Genomic DNA, 21,152 nt, shown 5'->3' on the forward strand with positions numbered 1-21,152 from the left:
AGGATCAGGAACAGCAGCAGGATCGACAGTCGGCCCGACTCCAGCAACACCTTGGCGCAGTCGCGCAACGTCATGCCGCGGTACACCAACAGCGCGACGAAGGCCGAGTACACCACCATGACGATCGACGGCGGAATCAGGATGCCCAGGGTCCCGGCATTGCAGTTGATCCCGGCGCCGAATTCCTTGGGGTAGCCGGAGCGCACCATGCCCGCCACGGCAATCGAGCCCACCGTCGCCACCGTGGCCGGCGACGAACCGGACAACGCGGCGAACAGCATGCAGGCCAGTACCGCGGCAAACGCCAGGCCGCCGCGGATATGGCCGGCGCAGGCGTTGGCGTGGGCCAGGCCGACGCCTTCGCCGGCGCGCCAGCGCCTGCAAGCGGGCAATTGAACCGCGCGCGCGTAACCCCTAAAGTCACGCCTCCCGCTATCAATCTGAGATCGCCGATGGCCGCTCTTCGCCTGACCACCCTGCACACCACTCAAGCGGTGCTGGACGCCTTTCGCGACAGCGATGTATCGCCCGAGGTGCTGCTCGAAGGCAGTGGCATCCAGCTGGCCGACCTGGAGCTGCCCAACAGCCTGATCAACATCAGCCAGGAAATGCGCGTGTTCAGCAACGCCGTGGCCTTTCGCCAGGACCTGGGGCTGGTGCTGGGACGCAACCTGCATATCAGCGCCTACGGCATGTTCGGCCTGACCCTGCTGACCAGCGCCACCCTGCGCGAAGGCTGGTCCCTGGCACTGCGCTACCCCTTGCTGCTGGGCACCTTCTTCCACCTCGACCTGCAGATCCGCGACGGCCTGGCCTGGCTCACCGCCGACCAGTACAGCGAAACCGAGCTTGAGGTGTTCAACACCGACTTCTGCATGTCGTCCTACCGGGTCACCTGCCAGGACCTGCTGGGCTGCAAGCTGCCGCTGCGCGAGGTGCACCTCAAGCACCCGCCGCAACCCTATCTGGACAGCTACGAGCAGGCGTTCAATTGCCCGGTGCAGTTCAACGCCGGGCGCAATGCCATCGGCTTCGACCTGGAATGGCTGGACCGGCGCCTGCCCCTGGCGGACCTGGTCACCCAGAACGACATGCTGCAACGCTGCATCCGCCTCAACGAAGAGCTCAGCGCCCGGCCGACCTGGATCGATCAGGTGCGGCGCATCCTCAATGAACAGCTGCACGCGGTGCCGGACTTCGACAGCCTGGCACGCCAGGTGCACTGTTCCCCCAGCACCCTGCGCCGACGCCTGCGGGCCCAGGACACCAGCTATCAGCAGTTGCTCGATGAGCTGCGCTATGCCCGGGCGCAACAGTTGCTGGGCCAGCACAGCCTGCCCATCTACCGCATCGCCGAAGCCCTGGGCTTCAAGGAAACCGCAAGTTTCCGCCATGCCTTCCAACGCTGGAGCGGCGTTGCTCCCGGGCGCTTCCGGCAGTTGGCCGGCCAGCTCGGCCCGCTCTCGGACTGCGCTGAAGATTGACGCTAAATATCCCCTATTGACCGTTGCCAACATTCTCTCAGGGACCTATCCGGCCAAGAATGATCCACCCGGAAGGTCCCGCTCATTTCAGACATGGAGTTGTCGCATGAAATCGCTGCATACCGCCCTCACCCGCCTGGCCCTGAGCTGCTCCCTGAGCGCCCTGGCCCTGAGCGCCAGCTTCAGCGCCCACGCCGCCCCCGAGCGCACGGTGAACATCTTCAACTGGTCGGAGTACATCGCTCCCAACACCATCAAGGACTTCCAGGCCCAGAGCGGGATCAAGGTCAAGTACGACATCTTCGAAAGCAATGAAGTGCTGGAAGCCAAACTGCTGACCGGCAACAGCGGCTACGACGTGGTGGTGCCTTCCAGCGGTTTCGTCAGCAAGCAGATCAGCGCCGGCGCCTTCCAGCCCCTGGACCGTGGCCAACTGCCGAACTGGAAGAACCTCGACCCGGCGGTGATGAAGCTGCTGGAGCAGAGCGACCCGGGCAACCGCTACGTGATCCCCTACATGTGGGGCACCAACCTGATCGGCTACAACCGCGACAAGGTCCAGGAACTGCTGGGCAGCGATGCCCCGGTCAACAGCTGGGACCTGGTGTTCAAGGAAGAGAACCTGAAGAAGCTCAGCCAGTGCGGCGTAACCTTCCTCGACTCGCCCGCCGAGATGCTGCCCCTGGCCCTGCACTACCTGGGCCTGGACCCCAACAGCCAGAACCCCGAGGACTACCGCAAGGCCGAGGCCCTGCTGCTCAAGCTGCGTCCTTATGTGCGCTACTTCCACAGCGCCAAGTGGATGGGCGATATCGCCAACGGCAACATCTGCGTGGCCGTGGGCTACTCCGGCGGCTTCCTGCAGGCGGCCAACCGCGCCAACGAAGCCAAGAACGGCGTGCACATTGAAATGCGCATTCCCAAGGAAGGCACCCTGGTGTGGATCGACACCGTGGCCGTTCCCGCCGGCGCCAAGCACGTGGACACCGCCCACGCCTTTCTCAATTACCTGATGGAACCGAAAGTCATCGCCTCCATCAGCAACTACGTCGGCTACCCCAATGGCGTGACCGACTCCAAACCGTTCATCCAGCAGACGCTGCTGGACAACCCGGACCTGTTCCCCAGCGCCGAGACCATGACCCGCCTGTACCCCCTGGCACCGCTGCCGGCCAAGGCCGAACGCACCCGGACCCGGACCTGGGTCAAGGTCACCAGTGGCCGCTGAGTTTTTGACCCTCAAGGGTTTGCGGGCCGCCACCAGCGGCGCGTCCGCAGCCCTTGCCCGTTGGCCCGCCACCGGCGCCCCACGGCCTTGATAGAAGAGCTGCCCATGTCGTTATCCCCGTCCAGCACACCGGCCCTGCACCTGCTGTCCATCGAGGCATTGCTGCACGGCTTTGCCGCCCGGCAGTTCACCCCGGTGGATCTGCTGCACGCGGTGCTGGCCCGGATCGAACGCCATGAGCCGCAACTCAACGCCCTTTGCGAGCGCCAGGACGCGGCCGCTCTCGCCGCCGCCCAGGCGGCTACCGCGCGCTGGGCCGCCGGGCAACCGCTGGGCCGGCTGGACGGCATCCCGATCCTGGTCAAGGACAACAGCGACATCCAGGGCTGGCACACCCGCAGCGGCTCCAGGGCGCTGGCCGACCGCCCGCCCATGCCCCGTGACACCAGCCTGGTGGCGCGGCTGCGCGAAGCAGGAGCCATCTTCATTGGCAAGACTACCCTGCCGGAACTGGGCAGCACGCCGCTGACCGACAGCCCGCTGACCGGCATCACCCGCAACCCCTGGAACCTGGCCCTGCATGCCGGTGGCAGCAGTGGCGGCAGCACCGCTGGCGTGGCCGCCGGTTACGCCCCGGCGGCCACCGGCAATGATGCCGCCGGATCGATCCGCACCCCGTCGAGCTTTTGCGGGGTGATCGGTTTCAAGCCCAGCCATGGCCTGGTGTCCGCCTGCCCGAGCATCGACCCGGGGGGCATGGCCGCCGAAGGCCCGATTGCCCGGCATGTACGGGATATCGCCCTGCTGATGGAGCTGATGAGCGCCCATGAGCCTGATGAACCTTTCGCCTGGCCCCATGCTCCCGGCCAGTTCCTGTCCGGCATCGAGGACGGCATCAACGGCCTGCGCATCGCCTTCAGCGCCGACCTGGGCCATGCCGCCCATGTCGATCCGCAGATTGCCGCCCGTTGCCTGGCCGCTGCCCAGTTGCTGCAGCAGGCCGGGGCAACGGTGGTCCAGGCCTCGCCGGACATCGGCCAGCCGGCCGCGAATTACCTGCGGGCCTGGCCGGTGGAAGTGGCCAGCGCCATGGCCGAGGAAATCCCGCTGGAGCGCCAGCACCTGGTCGGCGACTTCCTCCAGCAGGCCCAGGTCCGCGCACGCCAGCTCAATGCCCTGGATTACGCCTGCGCGGTGCAGGAGCGGCATCGGGTCGCGCAACAACTGCATGACTTTCTCGGCGACTACGACCTGCTGCTGACCCCCACTGCGGTGGTCGAGCCCTTCGCCGTGGAGCGCCAGATGCCGCCCGACTGGCCGGAGCAGATCAGCGCCATGTGGCAGCCCACCACCTTCCCGTTCAATTTCAGCCGCCAACCGGCGCTGAGCATGCCCTGCGGCCTGAGCGCCGCCGGCCTGCCCATAGGCCTGCAGATCGTCGCCCGCTTCGGCCGTGACGAATGGGTCCTGCGGGCCGCCCGGGCCCTGGAAAAACTGCTGCCTGCCGGGGTGTTCGCTCACCCCGCCGGCCTGCTGGACGCCCCCCGGGCGTGAACTGCACTGAACAACCCGCTGACGCAGCAACAACGCGCCGCTTTACGGACAAGGAGGTGGACCATGGAGTCTTCTAGCAGTTGGTATCAAGACACTCAATTCGACCACGACATCTACGTGATGATCATTCGTGAGCCGAGTTCACCGAGTCTCTATGCACATCAATCCGGTGCCAGCTTCAGCTACGTCGGGCGGCTCACCGGCCATGGCCAGCACCCGTGCTTTTCCGTGCACTTTGCCTGCCCGCCCTACGGCAACGACTACGCCAGCACCGAAGCCGCCCTGCAAGCCGGCCTGGCCCATGGTCGCGCCCTGATCGAACACTGGCGCACCCGGGGCAGCAAGCCACCGGCGCGCAACGCCGAAGTCGCCCTTTCCAGCTACAGCAACTGAACGCCCCGGCGCCGCTGACCCTGGGCTAGCGGCTCAAGGCCGGTCCAGGCTGTCGAGGTACTCGATGGCCTGGCGGTACTTCTCCAGGCGCCGCCGGTCATCGTCACTGGGTTCGGGGATGCGTGACAGGTCACTGTTCTCCGCCAGGTCCGCCCGCTTTACCCGTCGCGCCAAAGGATTCTGTGCCGCGCGGCGGATAAACCCCGGATAGTCCTCGCCCTCGACCTTGGTCAGCGCCGCCAGGGCCTGCAGCACCTCTTCACTGAAACCTTCGCCGCGCAGTTGTTCCAGGGTCACCGGGCTGTCTTCGATGACGTCATGGAGCACCGCGACCAGCTGTTCCCGGGGCTCGGACAGCCGCAGCATGACCCGCAGGGGATGGAGGATATAGGGCGCCCCGCCCTTGTCGACTTGCCCGGCATGGGCCCGGGCGGCAATGGCGATGGCGCGTTCCAGGGTACTCATGGGCGGTGGCTCCGGATCTTGGCAACAATGCCGGGGCCATACTAACCCGACCGGTTCAGGCCAGGGCCAGCAGACGCCGGGCCTGTTGCAGCACTGGCGCGTCGACCATCTGCCCGTCCACCTGATAGGCAGCGGATGGGGCCATGACCGGTGATCGCCAGTCGCGGCGCGACAGCAGCGGACATTGATGCCGATCAAGCGCCCGGATCGCGGGCGGAGTAAAGCTTGTGGCAATCACCTGCCCTTTGCTTCCCCGGAGACTTGATCATGTCCAGCAGCGCCCTCGATGTCCTCGCCCAACCGCCCTTTCCGGCCCAGCAAGGCCAATACTGGATCGACGCCCTGAGCGACGGCAGCCATGTGCTGATCCGCCCGCTGCGCCCTGAAGACCGGGGCCGGGAAAAGGCCTTTATCGAAAACCTCTCCCCCGTCACCCGGCACCAGCGCTTTCTCGGTGAGGTCAAGGAAGTCGGCGATCAGTTGCTGGATCAACTGATGGACGTCGGCACCCCGCAACGGGTGGCCTACGTGGCCCTGGTCCACGACAACGGCGAGCTGCGGGAAGTCGGCATCAGCCGCTATGCCCAGGTCGACGACCAACCCTGGCGCTGCGAGTTTGCCGTGACCATCGCCGATCAATGGCAAGGCAAGGGCCTCGGTGCCCTGCTGATGCAGCATCTGATCGACGAAGCCCGTAGCAATGGCTTCCAGCAGCTGTATTCGGTGGACAGCGCCGCCAACTACAGCATGCGCCGCCTGGCGAAGACCCTCGGTATGCGCAGCGCCATCGACCCCGACGATGCCACCCAGGTGATCCACAGCCTGGAGCTGTAACCCGCCCAAGCCGCGCCTCGGTCCGAGGCGCGGCCGCCTTCGCTTAACACTCTTTGACAGTTTCCAGACAAAGCTGCCAAAGACTCCTCAGGCGCCCTTCCCTAGCATCCGCTCATCGAATTTCCGGTCGGGTGCTGCATGTCCCCCAAACTTCTCGGCCTGCCACTGCTGGGCATCCTGCTGAGCAGCCTCGGCTGCAATGGCCAACCACCTGCGCCGCCGGTCATAGCGCCCGGCGACTACGCCAGCATCATCAGCTACTTGAAGCAGTACATCCCCCGGGAGATGGCCGAGCACCAGGTCCCGGGGCTGTCCATCGCCCTGGTGGACGGCCAGGAGCTGATCTGGGCCCGGGGCTTCGGGTTTGCCGACCAGGCACGGGGCCTGCAGGTGACCGAGAACACCGCGTTTCGTGCCGGCGCCCTGTCGCAGTTGCTGACCGCTACGGCGGTCATGCAACTGGTGGAACAGGGACGCCTGCAGTTGGATGCGCCCCTGCAGGACAGCCTCAAGGAATTCTACGTCCGCTCGCGCTTTCACCAGGACCAGAACGCCGCCGACCAGGCCGTGACCGTGCGCCGTCTGCTCAGCCATCAGGCCGGGATGCCCGCCGAGTACCTGCGCGATTCACGTACGCCCCAGGCCCTCAACGAGCTGCCGAGAAAGGTCAGCGGGGTCTGGCTGAACAATGCCCCGGGCACCCGGACCGCCCCCTCCAACCTGGGCTACGCCCTGCTGGGCGCGGCGGTGGAACGCAGCAGCGGCCTGGATTTCGAGATGCAATTGCAAAAAAGCCTGCTGCGCCCGCTGGGCATGAGCCAGTCGAGTTTCATAGGCGGCAGCGGCGCACAACCCTACCGCACCCAAGGCTATACCGACGGCTCCCGCAGCAATGATGTCCTGGTGCGCGACCTGTCCGCCGCTGGCTTGTGGAGCAATCCACGGGACCTGAGCCACTTCGTGCGCATGCTCTTCGCCCAGGGCAGCTACAAGCACCAGGCGTTGCTCTCGCCGGCCTCGATCAAGGAGATGGTGCGTCCGCAGAACAGCGGCAACCCGCTGGATTTCGATTGTCAGGTGGGCCTGGGCTGGTTCCTCTCGCCCTGTGGCGATGAGTGGGTCAACCCGGGGGTTGGCACTTGGCAGCGCAGTGGCTCCGGCGATGATTTCCACGCCCGGATCAGCGTGCTCCCGGAGCAGCAACTGGCGGTGATCGTGATGAGCAATTCCGGCTCCGGCGCAGCCCTGGCCCAGCCGTTGGTGCCGCAGATTCTGCGCATGCTGCAGCAGGCCCATGGCGCCCCCGGAGGGATGCAAGCCGGCCCTGTTCAGCAGGGCTGCGTTCAGCACGATTCCGGCCAGGATGGCTTCGTCAAGAATGGCTCCGTCAAGAATGGCTCCGTCCCGAATGGCTCCGTACTGGATAGCTCCGTAGTGGATAGCTCCGTAGTGGATAGCTCCGTAGTGGATAGCCCTCTACTGAGTAGCTCCGTCCAGAGTCGCACTGACCAGAAGGGCTCAGACCAGAACGGCTCCGACCAGCCCCCCCCGCGGCGCCGGGTGCCGGAAGCCGCCGACCGCCAGCATCTGGCGGGGTTCTATGCCACGACCTGGGGCGTGCTGCGCATCAAGGACCAGAACCAGCGGCTGTTTGGCGAACTGGCCGGCACGCGCTTCGAGCTGCTGCGCGACGAACACGGCTGGCTGCGGGCGCAGAAGAAAATCCTCGGCCTGTGGCAGCAGGACCTGGGCGACCTGGGGCGGGTGCAACTGGACGTCATGAACGTTCAGGGCAACCGGGTGTTTACCGCCAAGCGCCACGGCCAGCTACTGGCCATGGGGGAACGGATCGACCCGGTGCCCCTGCCCGACAACTGGCTGGCCATGGTCGGCACCTATCACGCCCTCAACGATGACGAAGCCAACGCCCCCGTGAACGGCGTCAGCATCGCCCTGGAAGACGGCTTCCTGATGATCCGCAGCCTGCAACAGGGTCGCACCCTCACCGATTACATCCTGGCTCCGGTGGACAACGCCCATGCGGTGATTGCCGGCCATGGCCCCGGGCTGGGCGACACCGTGCGCCGCCAGGTCAACGGGGTCAACGTCCTCGGCTACTCCTTCAAACGTATCTACACCCCCCACTACCTGAGGTTCTAAAACACTATGAAAAGCCTGAAACGCTGCACCACCGTCGCCCTTTGGGCGGGCACCCTCGGCCTGGCCACAGGGTCTGCAGCGCTGCATGCCGAGGACTGGAAATATGGCGTGCGCGGCGGTGTGGCCAGCGTGCCGCGCTACAGCGGCAGTGACGAGCGCACCGTGGCGCCGATTTTCGGCGGCGAAATCATCAGCCCCTATGGCCTCTTCCTCAACACCGACCAGGGACTGGGCTGGGGCCATGAATGGGGCGACCTGTCGTTCAGCACCTGGGTCGGCCCCAGCGAAGAACGGCGCGACAAGAACCACCTGGGCCAAGGCTCCAAGCGGCTCAAGGGCATGGGCCAGATCAAGTCACGTGCACAGTTCGGCGCACACCTGGGTTACGACCTGGGCCCGTTCGAACTGGGAGCCACGGTGACCCACGCAGTGAAGAAGAATGACAACAAGGACACCGGTTCGGCTTACAGCCAGCTGCAGCTGAGCATTGGCACCAACCTGTACGAGGGACGTTTGGGCAGCCTCGATGCCAGCCTCAACAGCCTGTTCGGCAATGCCGACTATATGCAGACCTGGTACGGCGTGAGCGGCACCCAGGCCGCCAACAGCCGCTTCAGCGCCTACCGCGCCAAGGGCGGGCTGGTGAGCAATGGCCTGGACCTGGAATGGAGCCTGCCCCTCAACGAGCAGACCAAGCTTTCGACCCTGCTGTCCCTGCAGTACCTGGGCAAGGAAGCCGGCGACAGTCCGATCGTCGATCGGCGCATGCAGACGGTGCTGGGCACCCAGCTTGAGTACAGCTTTTAAGCGGTAGGCTTCGAGCGGCAAGCGGCAAGCAGCGAACTGGCGGCTTGAAGCTTGCCGCTGCCGCTAATCGACATGGGCCCAGGTCAGGCGAAACGAGGCCCCGCCCCACTCCGAATCCACCACCTCGACCTTGCCGCCATGCCACTGGGAAACCCGTCGCACCAGGGCCAGGCCCAGGCCGAAGCCACCGGTACGCCGGTCGCGGCTGGCGTCGAGCCGGGAAAAGGGTTCAAAGATTTTCTCCCGTCCGTCCACCGGCACGCCGGGCCCGTCATCATTGACCCGCACTTCGTAGCCCTGCTCCAGGCGGACCAGGGACACTTCCACCCGCCGGTCGGCGTAGCGAATGGCGTTGCGCAACAGATTGATCACCGCCCGGGCCATGAAGCGTGGCTCGATCCGCACGTACTCGACCTGGCAGGAGCGGATCAGCAACTGCACCCCCGCCGCTTCCGCCTCCAGGGCGACACTGCCGACCACGCTGTCGAGCCAGCTCTGGGCCTGGATATTCTCGCGACTGATGGTGGCCGCGCCGTGCTCCAGGCTGGCGTAGGACAACAGCTCGGAGACCATGTCCTCCAGTTCGCCAAGGTCGGCGTACATGTCGGCGATCAGTTCGCGGTTTTCCTCCGGGTCCGGTTGCTGCTGCAACTGGTCCAGCTCGAAAGACAGCCGCGCGATGGGCGTGCGCAACTCGTGGGACACCGCGTTGGTCAGCTCGCGCTGGTTGGCGATCAGGCCCTCGATGCGCGCCGCCATGCGGTTGAAGTGCTGGGCCAGGTCGCGAATGTTGGAACGCTGGGACAGTTGCAGGCGGGTGCTGAGGTCATTGCCGCCAAAACGCTCGGCGGCCAGGCGCAGGCGCTCCAGGTCGCGCCAGTGCGGGCGCACCCAGAAGTACAGGACGATGGCCAGCAGCGTGCCGAGCAAGGCATAGGCGGCGATGTTGTACAGCAGGGTCAGGGGTGGGTCTTCCGGCAGCTTGATGCTCAGTAACTGGGGACCGTCGTCGATGCTGGAAATGAATTCGTTGAAATCATCCCGGACCACCAGTTGCTTGGCACTCAGCAGCGCCCGCTCCTTCTGGTTGAGGTCCAGCTCGCCGGCCTGCACCAGCTTGAGCCCCAGCCCGTAATGGGGTTTGAGCAACTCCAGTTGATGCTGACGCCCGGCCTCGTCAAAGGGCCGCAGCTGCTCGCTGAGGCTATAGGCCGGCCCGCGCACCGCATCGCGGTTGTAGGCCTCGATCAGGTCCACCGCCAGGTAGTTGAGGAAGATGTGTTGCACCGCGGTCATGGCTCCGGCAAAGCCTAAGGCCAGGAACAGGTAGAGCCCCAGAAACAGCCGCAGCATTCAAATCTCCCAGGCGAATGGATTGAACAGGTAGCCCTTGCCCCACACGGTCTTGATGCACACCGGCTCGCGCGGGTTGTCCTTGAGCTTGCCGCGTAATTTGCTGATGTAGACGTCGACGCTGCGGTTCAGACCGTCGAACTCGATGCCGCGCATGCGGTTCAGGATGTCATCCCGGGACAGGGTCTTGCCTGCCGCATTGGCCAGCAGCCAGAGCAGCTCGAACTCCATGGTGGTCAGTTCGATCGGCTCGCCGGACAGACGCACCTCGCGGCTGCTGCGGTCGATGCTCAGCACGCCGAACTCCAGGGCCCCGCGCAAGGCGCTCGACTCCGGCACCTGGCGCCGCTGCAGGGCCCGCAGCCGCGCCAGCAGCACCGCCGGCTTGATGGGTTTGATCACATAGTCGTCGGCGCCGGACTCCAGGCCGAGAATGTGGTCCAGGTCGTCTTCCTTGGCGGTGAGGATGACAATCGGGGTATCGGCCACGGCGCGGATTTCCCGGCACACGTGCAGGCCACTCTGGCCCGGCAACATCAGGTCGAGCACCACCAGCTTCGGTTTGAATTCGAGAAACGCCGCCAAGGCCACATCGCCCCGGTGCACCGTCAGCACTTCAAAGCCATGCTGGGACAGGAAGCTGGCAATCAGCCCGGCGAGCTTCTCGTCATCTTCCACCAGCAGGACTTTGCCAAGACCCAGGTTTTCCATACCTTCCCGTTCGCAAGCACACAATTTTGAGTGCGCGCATTATAGAAGGACCGAGGTTAAAAAAAGGCTAAGGTCGTGGCAAAACCAGCGACTTATCGCGGTTTTGCGCAAAGTTTCATTCTTTTAAGAGTTTTTAACAATTTGCCCCTGTTTTTACACAAGGGCAGCGACACAAGGGTTGTGCCTTACCAGGCCGGTACGCCGCTGTGGAAGCGGAACTCCGGGTCCGGGGACTCGATCAGCTCCTGCTCGGCGGCCCGCACCTTGTCGATCACCTGGGCGATGTCCTTGGCGTCGCCATATTGGTAGGCCAGCTTCAGGTAGCCCTGATAGTGCCGGGCCTCGCTTTTGAGCAGGCCGAAATAGAACTTGCCCAACTCCTCGTCCAGGTGTGGCACCAGGGCTTCGAAGCGCTCGCAACTGCGGGCTTCGATAAAAGCGCCGACCACCAGGGTGTCCACCAGCTTCACCGGCTCATGGCTGCGCACCACCTTGCGCAGGCCCGAGGCGTAGCGCCCGGCATGCAGTTGGCGCAGCTCGACCTTGCGTCGTTTCATCAGGCGCATGACCTGTTCGTGGTGCACCAGTTCTTCCCGGGCCAGACGCGACATCATGTTGATCAGGTCGACATGGGAATGGTACTTGGCGATCAGGCTCAGGGCGGTGCTGGCGGCCTTGAACTCACAGTTCTTGTGGTCGATCAGCAGGGTTTCCTGGTCGGCCAGGGCCGCCTGGACCCAGGCGTCGGGAGTCCGACAGCCGAGGAAGTCATGAATTTCCGGAAAGTTCATCGGCGCATTTCCGAGCAATCCGCCACAGCAAGGCGAGCAATGGCGGCACTATCAGTGATCGATAACATGAGGCTCACGAGACAAATAAGGCTTCACAGCGAAAGGCTGGCGATTATACCGGCCACGTCGCAGACCACCAGCGGCCGCGCTTGATATGCATCAACATGCGGCGCGGGCGCCAGCAACTATAGTTGTGCACGCCAGGGTCTGTTGCCGTTTGGTGACGAGCCGCGTTGCTGGGCCAAACGGGAACAGACCCTAACCGTTCATCCCTTTCCTGGAGATCCCGATCATGCAAAGTATCCGCAGCATCCTGGTGGTCATCGATCCCACGCCTGGCGAAAGTCTGGCCCTCAAGCGCGCCAAGCTGATTGCCGGGGTCACCCAGGCCCACCTGCATCTGCTGGTCTGCGACAAGAAACACGAACACTCGGCGCTGCTCAGCGTGCTCAAGAGCAGCCTGACCGGCGAAGGCTACAGCGTCACCACCGAGCAGGCCTGGAACGAGAGCCTGCATGAAACCATCATCGACGTGCAGCAGGCCGAGGGTTGCGGCCTGGTGATCAAGCAGCATTCCCATGACAATCCGCTGAAGAAAGTCCTGCTGACCCCGGCGGACTGGAAGCTGCTGCGCTACTGCCCAACCCCGGTGCTGCTGGTCAAGACCGCCACCCCCTGGGCCGGTGGCGTGGTCATGGCGGCCATCGATGTCGGCAACATGGACGGCGAACACCGCACCCTGCATGCCAGCATCGTTGACTATGGTTTCGACATCGCCAGCCTGGCCAGGGCTCAACTGCACGTGATCAGCGCCCATCCATCACCGATGCTTTCGGCATCCGACCCGGTGTTCCAGCTCAAGGAAACCATCGAGAAGCGCTACCGCGAGGAATGCAGGGCGTTCCAGGCCGAGTTCGACATCGACGATGCGCACCTGCATATCGAGGAAGGTCCGGCGGACGTGCTGATTCCCCATATGGCCCACAAGCTGGGGGCCGTGCTGACCATCATCGGCACCGTGGCCCGTACCGGGTTGTCGGGGGCCTTGATCGGCAACACCGCCGAAGTGGTGCTCGACTCCCTGGACAGTGACGTGCTGGTGCTCAAACCGGCGGACATCATGGACCATCTGGAAGAACTCGCCGCCAAAGTCTGAGCCCCTTCCCCGCAACGCCAGCGCCTAACCTGCGTCGCCCATGACGACGCTGTCGCTGGCAAGCCCACGCCTGCAGCACCCTTTGCGCAGGAAGTGGCTGGCCGACGAACCTCTCAGCCCAGGGCGTCCTTGAGAAACCCCGGGGCGATGTAGCGCTGGTAGTGGGCTTCCGACAGCAGGAAGAATTCCCGATCGATGGCGTCACGCAATTCCGGCAGGCCCCAGTCACGGAACTCCGGCAACAGCGCCATGCCGTAGGCGTCGAGCTGGTTGATCACCCGCGCGCCCCGGGCAATCAGCTGATAGGCCCAGCAATACTCGGACTGGTGCGGCACGAAACGGATCTTGCGCTGCTCCAGTTGCCCGCGCAGACGCGCCGGGTCAAAGACTTCCAGCTTGGCCGTCATCACCTGCACCAGCAGTTGTTCAAGACGCAACCAGACCGCGCGTTTCTCCTCCTCGTTGTAACCGTTCCAGTTGATCACTTCGTGATGGAAACGCTTGCAGCCGCGGCACACCAGGTCGCCGTAGACGGTGGAGCAGAGGCCGACGCAAGGGGTCTTGATGGTCTGATTGGGCATAGAAAAACAACACACGCAAAGGCAAAACAGTCGGCAATGTTAGCCCTTTGTCTAAGATTGATCACCCCTCAAACTTCAATACAGCAACTTACGTTTAGATTTTTTTTGCCGTAGAATCAGCCAGCCTTTTTAGGCGCCAATGTCCGTTTGAAGCTGTTTTCAAAGCGTCACGAGCACAGTCGTTCCTTCAGAGCGGTGTTGGCGAGGGGTTTTTCCAGCGGGGAAAAATCCAGCGCCAACCCTCATCAGCTCCCCGTTCTGCAGGCGTAAAACTTTGAAAGCAGCTTCTGTAAGGAATTGTCGGTAATTCTGGCTAAGTGGCCCACAACGCCACGCAGCGCATGAGTACGGCAATTTCGGGATGAGCGTCCCGGACACCCATTTGGGACCACTGATGAGGGTAATAACTGTGCTTGAAGCCTACCGCAAACATATCGAAGAGCGCGCAGCACTGGGTATCGTTCCCCAGCCGCTTAACGCCGAACAAACTGCAGGCCTGGTCGAGCTGCTGAAGAATCCCCCGGCTGGCGAAGAAGCTTTCCTCGTTGACCTGATCACCAACCGCGTTCCACCAGGAGTCGACGAAGCCGCCTACGTCAAGGCCGGTTTCCTCTCCGCGCTGGCCAAAGGCGAAGCCTCCTCCCCTCTGATCGACAAGAAGCGCGCCGTAGAACTGCTGGGCACCATGCAGGGCGGCTACAACATCGTGACCCTGGTCGACCTGCTGGACGACGCCGAGCTGGCGCCGGTGGCTGCCGCTCAACTCAAGCACACCCTGTTGATGTTCGACGCTTTCCACGACGTCGCGGAAAAAGCCAAGAACGGCAACGCTCATGCCCAGGCCGTACTGCAATCCTGGGCCGACGGCGAGTGGTTCAAGAACCGCCCGGTACTGGCCGACAAGATCAGCCTGCGGGTGTTCAAGGTCACCGGCGAAACCAACACCGACGACCTCTCCCCTGCACCTGACGCCTGGTCCCGTCCGGACATCCCGCTGCACGCCCTGGCCATGCTGAAAATGGCCCGTGACGGCATCGTGCCTGACGTGCAAGGTTCCATCGGCCCGATGAAACAGATCGAGCAGATGCGCAACGACGGCTTCCCGATCGCCTACGTCGGCGACGTGGTCGGCACCGGCTCGTCCCGTAAGTCGGCCACCAACTCGGTGCTGTGGTTCTTCGGCGACGACGTTCCTTATGTGCCGAACAAGCGTGCCGGCGGCTTCTGCTTCGGCAGCAAGATCGCTCCAATCTTCTACAACACCATGGAAGACGCCGGCGCCCTGCCGATCGAATTCGACGTGTCGAAGATGAACATGGGCGACGTGATCGACCTGTACCCGCACGCAGGCAAAGTCACCAAGCACAACAGCGACGAAGTCCTGGCCACCTTCGAAATGAAGACCCCGGTGCTGCTCGACGAAGTCCGTGCTGGCGGCCGTATCCCGCTGATCATCGGCCGTGGCCTGACCGAGAAGGCTCGCGCCGAGCTGGGTCTGCCGCCATCCGACCTGTTCAAGAAGCCTGAAGCCCCAGCTGAAAGCACCAAGGGTTTCACCCTGGCGCAGAAAATGGTCGGCAAGGCTTGCGGCGTGACTGGCGTACGTCCAGGCACCTACTGCGAACCGAAGATGACCACCGTCGGCTCCCAGGACACCACCGGTCCAATGACCCGTGACGAACTCAAGGACCTGGCTTGCCTGGGCTTCTCCACCGACCTGGTGATGCAGTCGTTCTGCCACACCGCGGCCTATCCGAAGCCGATCGACGTCACCACTCACCACACCCTGCCCGACTTCATCATGACCCGTGGCGGCGTGTCCCTGCGTCCGGGCGACGGCATCATCCACAGCTGGCTGAACCGCATGCTGCTGCCGGACACCGTCGGCACCGGTGGTGACTCCCACACCCGTTTCCCGATCGGCATCTCGTTCCCGGCCGGTTCCGGCCTGGTGGCCTTCGCCGCCGCCACTGGCGTCATGCCACTGGACATGCCGGAGTCGATCCTGGTTCGCTTCAAGGGCAAGCTGCAGCCTGGCGTCACCCTGCGTGACCTGGTCCACGCCATCCCTTACTACGCGATCCAGAAAGGCCTGCTGACCGTCGAGAAGAAAGGCAAGAAGAACGCCTTCTCCGGCCGCATCCTGGAGATCGAAGGTCTGGAAACCCTGACCGTCGAGCAAGCCTTCGAACTGTCCGACGCCTCGGCCGAACGTTCGGCTGCCGGTTGCACCATCAAGCTGTCCAAAGAGTCGATCGCCGAGTACCTGAAGTCCAACATCACCCTGCTGCGCTGGATGATCGGCGAAGGCTACGGCGATGCCCGTACCCTGGAGCGTCGCGCTCAAGCGATGGAAGCCTGGCTGGCCAACCCTGAGCTGCTGGAAGCCGACAAGGACGCCGAGTACGCCGAAGTCATCGAGATCGACCTGGCCGACGTCAAGGAGCCTGTGCTCTGCGCGCCGAACGACCCGGACGACGCTCGCCTGCTGTCCAGCGTCGCTGGCCAGAAGATCGACGAAGTGTTCATCGGTTCCTGCATGACCAACATCGGTCACTTCCGCGCCGCCGGTAAGCTGCTGGATCAGGTCAAGGGCCAGCTGCCAACCCGTCTGTGGCTGTCGCCGCCGACCAAGATGGACGCTCACCAACTGACCGAAGAAGGCTACTACGGCATCTACGGCAAGGCTGGCGCGCGCATGGAAATGCCGGGCTGCTCGCTGTGCATGGGTAACCAGGCCCGCGTTGAGCCGAACTCGACCGTGGTGTCGACTTCGACCCGTAACTTCCCGAACCGTCTGGGCGATGGCGCCAACGTCTACCTGGCTTCGGCCGAGCTGGCGTCGGTGGCTTCGATCCTGGGTCGCCTGCCGACCGTCGAGGAGTACATGGAATACGCCGGCAAGATCGACAGCATGGCAGCGGACGTGTACCGCTACCTGAGCTTCGACCAGATCGCCGAGTTCCGTGAAGCGGCGGCCAACGCCAAGATCCCGGTGGTGCAAGCCTAAGGCTCTAGCGTTGTAAAAAAGAACGCCGCGTATTCCACGATACGCGGCGTTTTTTTATGCCTGTAACTTTTGCTGACTGCCCTGCCCGCTCGTTCGCCCTGAGCTGCGCTGCAACAGGCCAGGCGCGATACACCCAAGCGCCAAGACTCAATGCCAGAGTCCCGCCTGAGCCTGACCGCTCCAGATCTGCAGGCTTTCCTGCAGCGTATCGTCGACGCTGGTGCCACTGAGCAACACCTGATGCTCGGCAGTCGACGGCAGGCCCGCCAGGGCTTCCTTGGCCCTGTGCTTGAGCCGGGCCAGGGCCAGGCGCTTGTGCTCCAGGCGGACCTGACGGAAGAAGTCGTCCAGGGCCTCGATGCTGGTGCCGTCCAGATTCGGCGACTCTTCCAGGCTGAGAATGACCGTGTGAATCGGCGTCTGTACGTGCCGGATCAGGTGCAAGGCACCGCCCAGGATGCGCTCGGCATTGGCGAAGAACAGCGCCTCCCCCGGACGCAGAATCAGCACCCCCGGCACCTGCCGCGCCTGAGGGTGGCGGCTGAGGTCGACAAAATCATGTCCGCTGCCCAATTGACCGAGGATCTGGATATCCGCCGCCGACAACTGGCGCAGCATCAACAGAATGCTCACCCCTACCGAAAGCAGCAAACCATCCAGCACCCCCAGCACCAGCACCGCGGTGACTGCACAGATCACCAGCAACCGATCTCGGCGCCAGATGAAATAGCGCCCCAGCGGTTGCAGGCTCAGGCCATGGCCCAGGGCGTAGATGACGATCGCCGCCAGCACCGGCTCCGGGGTCAGGGCGATATAGGGCAGCACCGTCAGAACGATGATCAGCATCACCGCAGCAGCGGTCAGCCCGGCCAGCCGCGAGCGGGCCCCGGCCGCTTCGTTGGCGGAAGTGGCCGAATAACCGGCGCCGACCGGCATGCCATGGAACAGACCGGAGAGCAGATTGCCAGCGCCCAGGGCCAGCAGGTCGCGGTTGGACGAGACCCGGTCGCCATGCTTGAGCGCCAGGGAGCTGATGGAGCCATAGGACTCGGCATACAGGATCATCACCAGGGCAAACGCCAGTTCCCCCAGGCGCAGCCAGTCGGCAAAGGGCAGGTCCGGCAGGCTCGGCACCTGCAACTTGAGTTCGATCACCCCGATCAGGGCCACCCCATGAGCCGGCAGATCGAGCCATTGCCCGGCGCCAATGCCGATCACCACCGCCACCAGCCCACCGGGCACGTAGGGAATCCGCGAACAGATCGCCAGCACCAGCAGGGCCAATGCCGCCACCGCCGCGCCAGCCCAGTTCCACTGCGGCCACTGCTCCAGCAACTGGGGCAGAAAACGCACCAGATTGCCGGTGCTCAGGTGCACCCCCACGATGGTGGCGAACTGCTTGAGGATGATGGTCACGGCCAGGCCGAAGGCGAAGCCGCGCAGCACCGGCTTGGCAATGAACGCGGTCACGCCGCCGAGGCGAAACAGTCCCGCCAGAAGGAAGAAGCCTCCAGTCAGCAGCACCAGGGCGAACGCCAGGTTCAGGCGCAGCTGCACGTCGCCCTCTGCCAGGGACAAGGTGGCAGCAGCCAGCACCGCCGCCGATGAGGACGTGGCCGAGACAATGGCGAAGCGGCTGCTGCCCAGCAGGCCGTAGCACAGCAGCCCGGCGAACAGGGCGATGACCCCGGCCTGGGGCGGCAAGGCGGCAATACCGGAATAGGCCACAGCCTCCGGCAGCAACAGGCCGGCGATGGACAAGCCGGCCAGCAGGTCACGGCTGCGCTTGGGGGCAACAGTTGGCTGGGTGAGGGGTTCAGTGGCCAATCGGGTTCATCCGTGACAAGGCAAAATTCGAATTCAGAGGGTGTCGCCCAACGGCATCAACGCGTTTGGGCCAGATTGCAGCCCGTGTGACGGGAGTGGCCATTGGCGGGTTTCGGGCAGCAATAAGAGCACCAGCTTAGCCCTTTATTCAAGGCCGCAAACGATCCTGATCAATGCCTTGAACGACAACGCCGCCGGTGCTGTGAGCACCGGCGGCGTTGGTTGTGTTGCCAGCAATCGCGTCAGGCTTGAGGGCCTGTCCGCCGGCAAGCCGGCTCCAGGCGGTGAGCGTCGCGCAGGTGTGGAATGCCAGCGAAGGCACCCGCCAGCGCGTCGCGCAACTCACGAAGCCAGGGAGTACACCAGGGCGGTAATGGCCACCAGGCCCACCAGGGTCACGAAGACGTTGGAGGCCTGGCCGCGATAGCGGGCCATGGCCGGCACTTTGCGAATGGCGTACATCGGCATCAGGAACAGGATCGCCGCGATCACCGGGCCGCCCATGGTCTCGATCATCGTCAGGATGCTCGGGTTGAGGGTCGCCACGGCCCAGCAGATCACCAGCATGAAGGCAGCGGTGACCCGGTCCAGGGTTTTCGCCCCAGGACGCCGGCCGCTCTTGCCGATCAGGCCCTTGAGGCCTTCGCTGGCACCGATGTAGTGACCCAGGAAGGACTTGGCGATGGCCACGAAGGCAATCAACGGCGCGGCGAAGGCGATGGTCGGGTTCTGGAAGTGGTTGGCCAGGTAGGACAGGATCGACAGGTTCTGTGCCTTGGCTTCGGCCAGTTGCGCCGGGTTCAGGGTCAGCACGCAGCTGAAGACGAAGAACAGCACCATGCCCACCATCAGCAGGTGGGCACGCGAGAGGATCTGCGAGCTGCGCTCTTGGGCATGCACGCCATAGCGGCGTTTCTGGTCCACGGCAAAGGCCGAGATGATCGGCGAGTGGTTGAACGAGAAGACCATCACCGGAATCGCCAGCCACAGGGTATGCAGGAAGGCCGAAGGCGCCGGGACATCGCTGACGGTGGCAAGGATGCCGCCATTCCAGTGCGGGATCAGGAACACCGCGAGGAACAGCAGGGCCACGATGAACGGATAGACCATCAGGCTCATGGCCTTGACGATCACCTGCTCGCCGCATCGCACCACCACCAGCAGGCCGAAGATCAGCACCAGGGCCAGGATCGCGCGCGGTGGCGGCGCGATGTGCAGTTGGTTGGTCATGAAGCTGTCGACGGTGTTGGTCAGGGCCACGCTGTAGATCAGCAGGATCGGGAAGATCGCCAAAAAGTACAGCAAGGTGATCAGGGCACCGGCGGTGAGGCCGAAATGCTCCTCCACCACGTCAGTGATGTCCGCACCGTCACGCCCGGAGAGCACGAAGCGGGTCAGGCCGCGGTGTGCATAGAAAGTCATGGGGAAGGCCAGCAGCGCCAGGATCAACAGCGGCCAGAAACCGCCGATACCGGCATTGATGGGCAGAAACAGGGTACCGGCACCGATGGCGGTGCCAAACAGGCCCAGCATCCAGGTGGTGTCTTGGCGGTTCCAGCTACTCAGGGTCGCTGGGGTCGCCGTTTCAAAGCGTTGATCAACGCTGTTGGCCTGATCATTCATCCGGTGGGATCTCCACATTCCGGTCGTTTGCCATTCGATCAGGGCGCGTCGGAGTACCCGACAGACAGAACCCCGACCGAAACAGAGGGGGCGCGATTGTCCGGGATTCCGCGAGCGCTGCATAGACTTAGCTGAGGAACGGTTTGTACGGTGCAGATGTATTTTTTTGCCGTGGCGAAGCCTCTGGCCCGGCCCTCTCACGCCTCCCCCAGGCAGCGGCTTGCCGGCGCAAGCGTCCGCGAAGGCGATGCACATCCCAGGTACCTGTTCCTCGGCAAGCCGACGCGCGCTGGGCTGCGTTGACAAGATTCACGGCCAGGCGGCATGATCGGGCCCCATGAATATCTACGCGCTCAACCCTACCTCTACCACCACGACTGCCTACGGCGGGTCGTGTGGTAGCTGTGCGGGATGATGCAAGCACAGTAAAACCAAGGCCCCGCCAGCAATGGACGGGGCCTTTTGTTTCTCCGTCCAGCTGGCACTACAAGGAGAGACAAGATGCCTTTATCCAACGCCAAGCGTGCCCTGCTGGTCATCGACATGCAGGTTGGCCTTTTCAACGGACCGGACAAGCCCTACAAGCGCGAACAGACCCTGGAAAACATCAACCAGTTGATCCGCCGCGCCCGCCAGGCCGGGGCGCCGATCTTCGCCGTGCGCCATACCGGCCCCGCCGAATCGCCGATTGCCGCCGGCAGCCCGCTCTGGCAACTGCTGCCGACCCTGGAAGTGGATGAAGAACTGGACTGCGTACTGGACAAGGCCCGCCCCAGTTGTTTTGTCGGCACCGGGCTGGCCGAGCGCCTGCAGGAAGCCCAGGTCAATGAGCTGGTGATCGTCGGCATGAAGACCCAGTACTGCGTCGATGCCACCTGCCGCGCCGCCGGCGACCTGGGCTTTGCCGCCGTGCTGGTGGAGGACGCCCATACCTGCATGGACACGCCCGTGCTGGGGGCGAAGAAAATCATCGCCCACCATAACGCCACCCTCAACGGCGCCTTCGTGCGCCTGGCCACGACCGCCGATGTGACCTTCTGACCCCATCGTCCCCACACCGCCCCGGGCACGCCGAACATGGCGTGATTCCCCCGGGAACGGTGCCGGCGAGCATTGCCAAATTCCCTCGCAACCCGCACCCTTGAGCCTTCGCGCCGGCCTGCTGCGCGCCTCGC

At 64.0% G+C, this 21,152-nt stretch carries 17 protein-coding genes and 1 pseudogene; 10 read left to right on the top strand and 8 right to left on the bottom strand.

From position 1 onward, the window contains the following. Positions 1 to 2: 2 nt before the first annotated feature. Positions 3 to 341 (bottom strand): annotated as a pseudogene (locus J5M73_RS21645) (TRAP transporter large permease subunit); the annotation flags it as partial. A gap of 111 nt (positions 342 to 452) precedes the next feature. Between J5M73_RS21645 and J5M73_RS21650 the strand changes: the two are divergent. The 4 genes from J5M73_RS21650 (at position 453) to J5M73_RS21665 (ending at position 4,659) form a co-directional block, all read left to right on the top strand. Beyond that, entirely contained in the window at positions 453 to 1,484 is a 1,032-nt protein-coding gene (locus tag J5M73_RS21650) for an AraC family transcriptional regulator (protein ID WP_180988602.1), read from the top strand. 106 nt (positions 1,485 to 1,590) lie between these two features. Further along, complete coding sequence (locus tag J5M73_RS21655; RefSeq protein WP_102864494.1) at positions 1,591 to 2,712, top strand: polyamine ABC transporter substrate-binding protein; 1,122 nt, start codon at positions 1,591 to 1,593, stop codon at positions 2,710 to 2,712. A gap of 105 nt (positions 2,713 to 2,817) precedes the next feature. Then, positions 2,818 to 4,266, top strand: a complete 1,449-nt coding sequence (locus J5M73_RS21660) for an amidase family protein (protein ID WP_102864493.1) — start codon at positions 2,818 to 2,820, stop codon at positions 4,264 to 4,266. 63 nt (positions 4,267 to 4,329) lie between these two features. Then, the gene (locus tag J5M73_RS21665; protein WP_102864492.1) at positions 4,330 to 4,659 is read left to right on the top strand and encodes a hypothetical protein; all 330 of its coding nucleotides are present in this window, start codon (positions 4,330 to 4,332) and stop codon (positions 4,657 to 4,659) included. A 33-nt stretch (positions 4,660 to 4,692) separates the two neighbouring features. On the opposite strand, the gene J5M73_RS21670 is transcribed toward J5M73_RS21665, so the two are convergent. Then, a complete protein-coding gene (locus J5M73_RS21670; protein ID WP_102864491.1) occupies positions 4,693 to 5,124 on the bottom strand; it encodes an HD domain-containing protein in 432 nt (143 codons plus the stop codon). A 267-nt stretch (positions 5,125 to 5,391) separates the two neighbouring features. Here J5M73_RS21670 and J5M73_RS21675 point away from each other — a divergent pair, with 267 nt between their 5' ends. The 3 genes from J5M73_RS21675 to J5M73_RS21690 all read left to right on the top strand — a co-directional run bounded on the left by J5M73_RS21675 (position 5,392) and on the right by J5M73_RS21690 (position 8,925). Further along, positions 5,392 to 5,958, top strand: a complete 567-nt coding sequence (locus tag J5M73_RS21675; RefSeq protein ID WP_115582292.1) for a GNAT family N-acetyltransferase — start codon at positions 5,392 to 5,394, stop codon at positions 5,956 to 5,958. A 138-nt stretch (positions 5,959 to 6,096) separates the two neighbouring features. Next, positions 6,097 to 8,118 carry a serine hydrolase domain-containing protein gene (locus tag J5M73_RS31895; RefSeq protein WP_243433883.1) on the top strand — a complete coding sequence of 674 codons (2,022 nt, stop codon included), beginning with the start codon at positions 6,097 to 6,099 and terminating at the stop codon, positions 8,116 to 8,118. Positions 8,119 to 8,124: 6 nt separating this feature from the next. Next, positions 8,125 to 8,925, top strand: a complete 801-nt coding sequence (locus J5M73_RS21690) for a MipA/OmpV family protein (protein ID WP_115582287.1) — start codon at positions 8,125 to 8,127, stop codon at positions 8,923 to 8,925. 63 nt (positions 8,926 to 8,988) lie between these two features. On the opposite strand, the gene J5M73_RS21695 is transcribed toward J5M73_RS21690, so the two are convergent. The 3 genes from J5M73_RS21695 to miaE form a co-directional block, all read right to left on the bottom strand. Continuing rightward, positions 8,989 to 10,278 carry an ATP-binding protein gene (locus tag J5M73_RS21695; RefSeq protein ID WP_102864488.1) on the bottom strand — a complete coding sequence of 430 codons (1,290 nt, stop codon included), beginning with the start codon at positions 10,276 to 10,278 and terminating at the stop codon, positions 8,989 to 8,991. Then, complete coding sequence (locus J5M73_RS21700; RefSeq protein ID WP_102864487.1) at positions 10,279 to 10,989, bottom strand: winged helix-turn-helix domain-containing protein; 711 nt, start codon at positions 10,987 to 10,989, stop codon at positions 10,279 to 10,281. A gap of 185 nt (positions 10,990 to 11,174) precedes the next feature. After that, positions 11,175 to 11,780: a tRNA isopentenyl-2-thiomethyl-A-37 hydroxylase MiaE gene (miaE, locus tag J5M73_RS21705; RefSeq protein WP_092315271.1), complete on the bottom strand. Its 606-nt coding sequence runs from the start codon at positions 11,778 to 11,780 to the stop codon at positions 11,175 to 11,177. 292 nt (positions 11,781 to 12,072) lie between these two features. On the opposite strand from miaE, the gene J5M73_RS21710 reads away from it, so the two are divergent. Continuing rightward, positions 12,073 to 12,936, top strand: a complete 864-nt coding sequence (locus tag J5M73_RS21710) for a universal stress protein (RefSeq protein WP_102864486.1) — start codon at positions 12,073 to 12,075, stop codon at positions 12,934 to 12,936. A gap of 113 nt (positions 12,937 to 13,049) precedes the next feature. Here the strand turns inward: J5M73_RS21710 and J5M73_RS21715 are convergent, their stop codons facing one another. Further along, positions 13,050 to 13,517, bottom strand: coding sequence for a DUF1289 domain-containing protein (locus J5M73_RS21715; protein ID WP_102864485.1), 468 nt, complete (start codon positions 13,515 to 13,517; stop codon positions 13,050 to 13,052). Positions 13,518 to 13,926: 409 nt separating this feature from the next. Here J5M73_RS21715 and acnB point away from each other — a divergent pair, with 409 nt between their 5' ends. Beyond that, on the top strand, positions 13,927 to 16,527 hold the full coding sequence (gene acnB, locus J5M73_RS21720; protein WP_102864484.1) for a bifunctional aconitate hydratase 2/2-methylisocitrate dehydratase: 2,601 nt from the start codon (positions 13,927 to 13,929) through the stop codon (positions 16,525 to 16,527). A gap of 147 nt (positions 16,528 to 16,674) precedes the next feature. Here acnB and J5M73_RS21725 read toward each other — a convergent pair whose 3' ends face one another. Next, positions 16,675 to 18,354, bottom strand: coding sequence for a SulP family inorganic anion transporter (locus J5M73_RS21725; RefSeq protein WP_102864483.1), 1,680 nt, complete (start codon positions 18,352 to 18,354; stop codon positions 16,675 to 16,677). 342 nt (positions 18,355 to 18,696) lie between these two features. Then, positions 18,697 to 19,977 (bottom strand): serine/threonine transporter, encoded by a 1,281-nt coding sequence (locus tag J5M73_RS21730; protein ID WP_102864482.1) that lies wholly within the window; start codon positions 19,975 to 19,977, stop codon positions 18,697 to 18,699. Between the two features lie 501 nt (positions 19,978 to 20,478). Between J5M73_RS21730 and J5M73_RS21735 the strand changes: the two genes are divergently transcribed. Then, positions 20,479 to 21,018, top strand: coding sequence for a cysteine hydrolase family protein (locus J5M73_RS21735; RefSeq protein WP_102864481.1), 540 nt, complete (start codon positions 20,479 to 20,481; stop codon positions 21,016 to 21,018). The last annotated feature ends 134 nt before the right edge of the window (positions 21,019 to 21,152 follow it).

It is taken from the genome of Pseudomonas sp. 50_B, assembly GCF_017491625.1.
Lineage (GTDB): Bacteria > Pseudomonadota > Gammaproteobacteria > Pseudomonadales > Pseudomonadaceae > Aquipseudomonas > Aquipseudomonas danubii.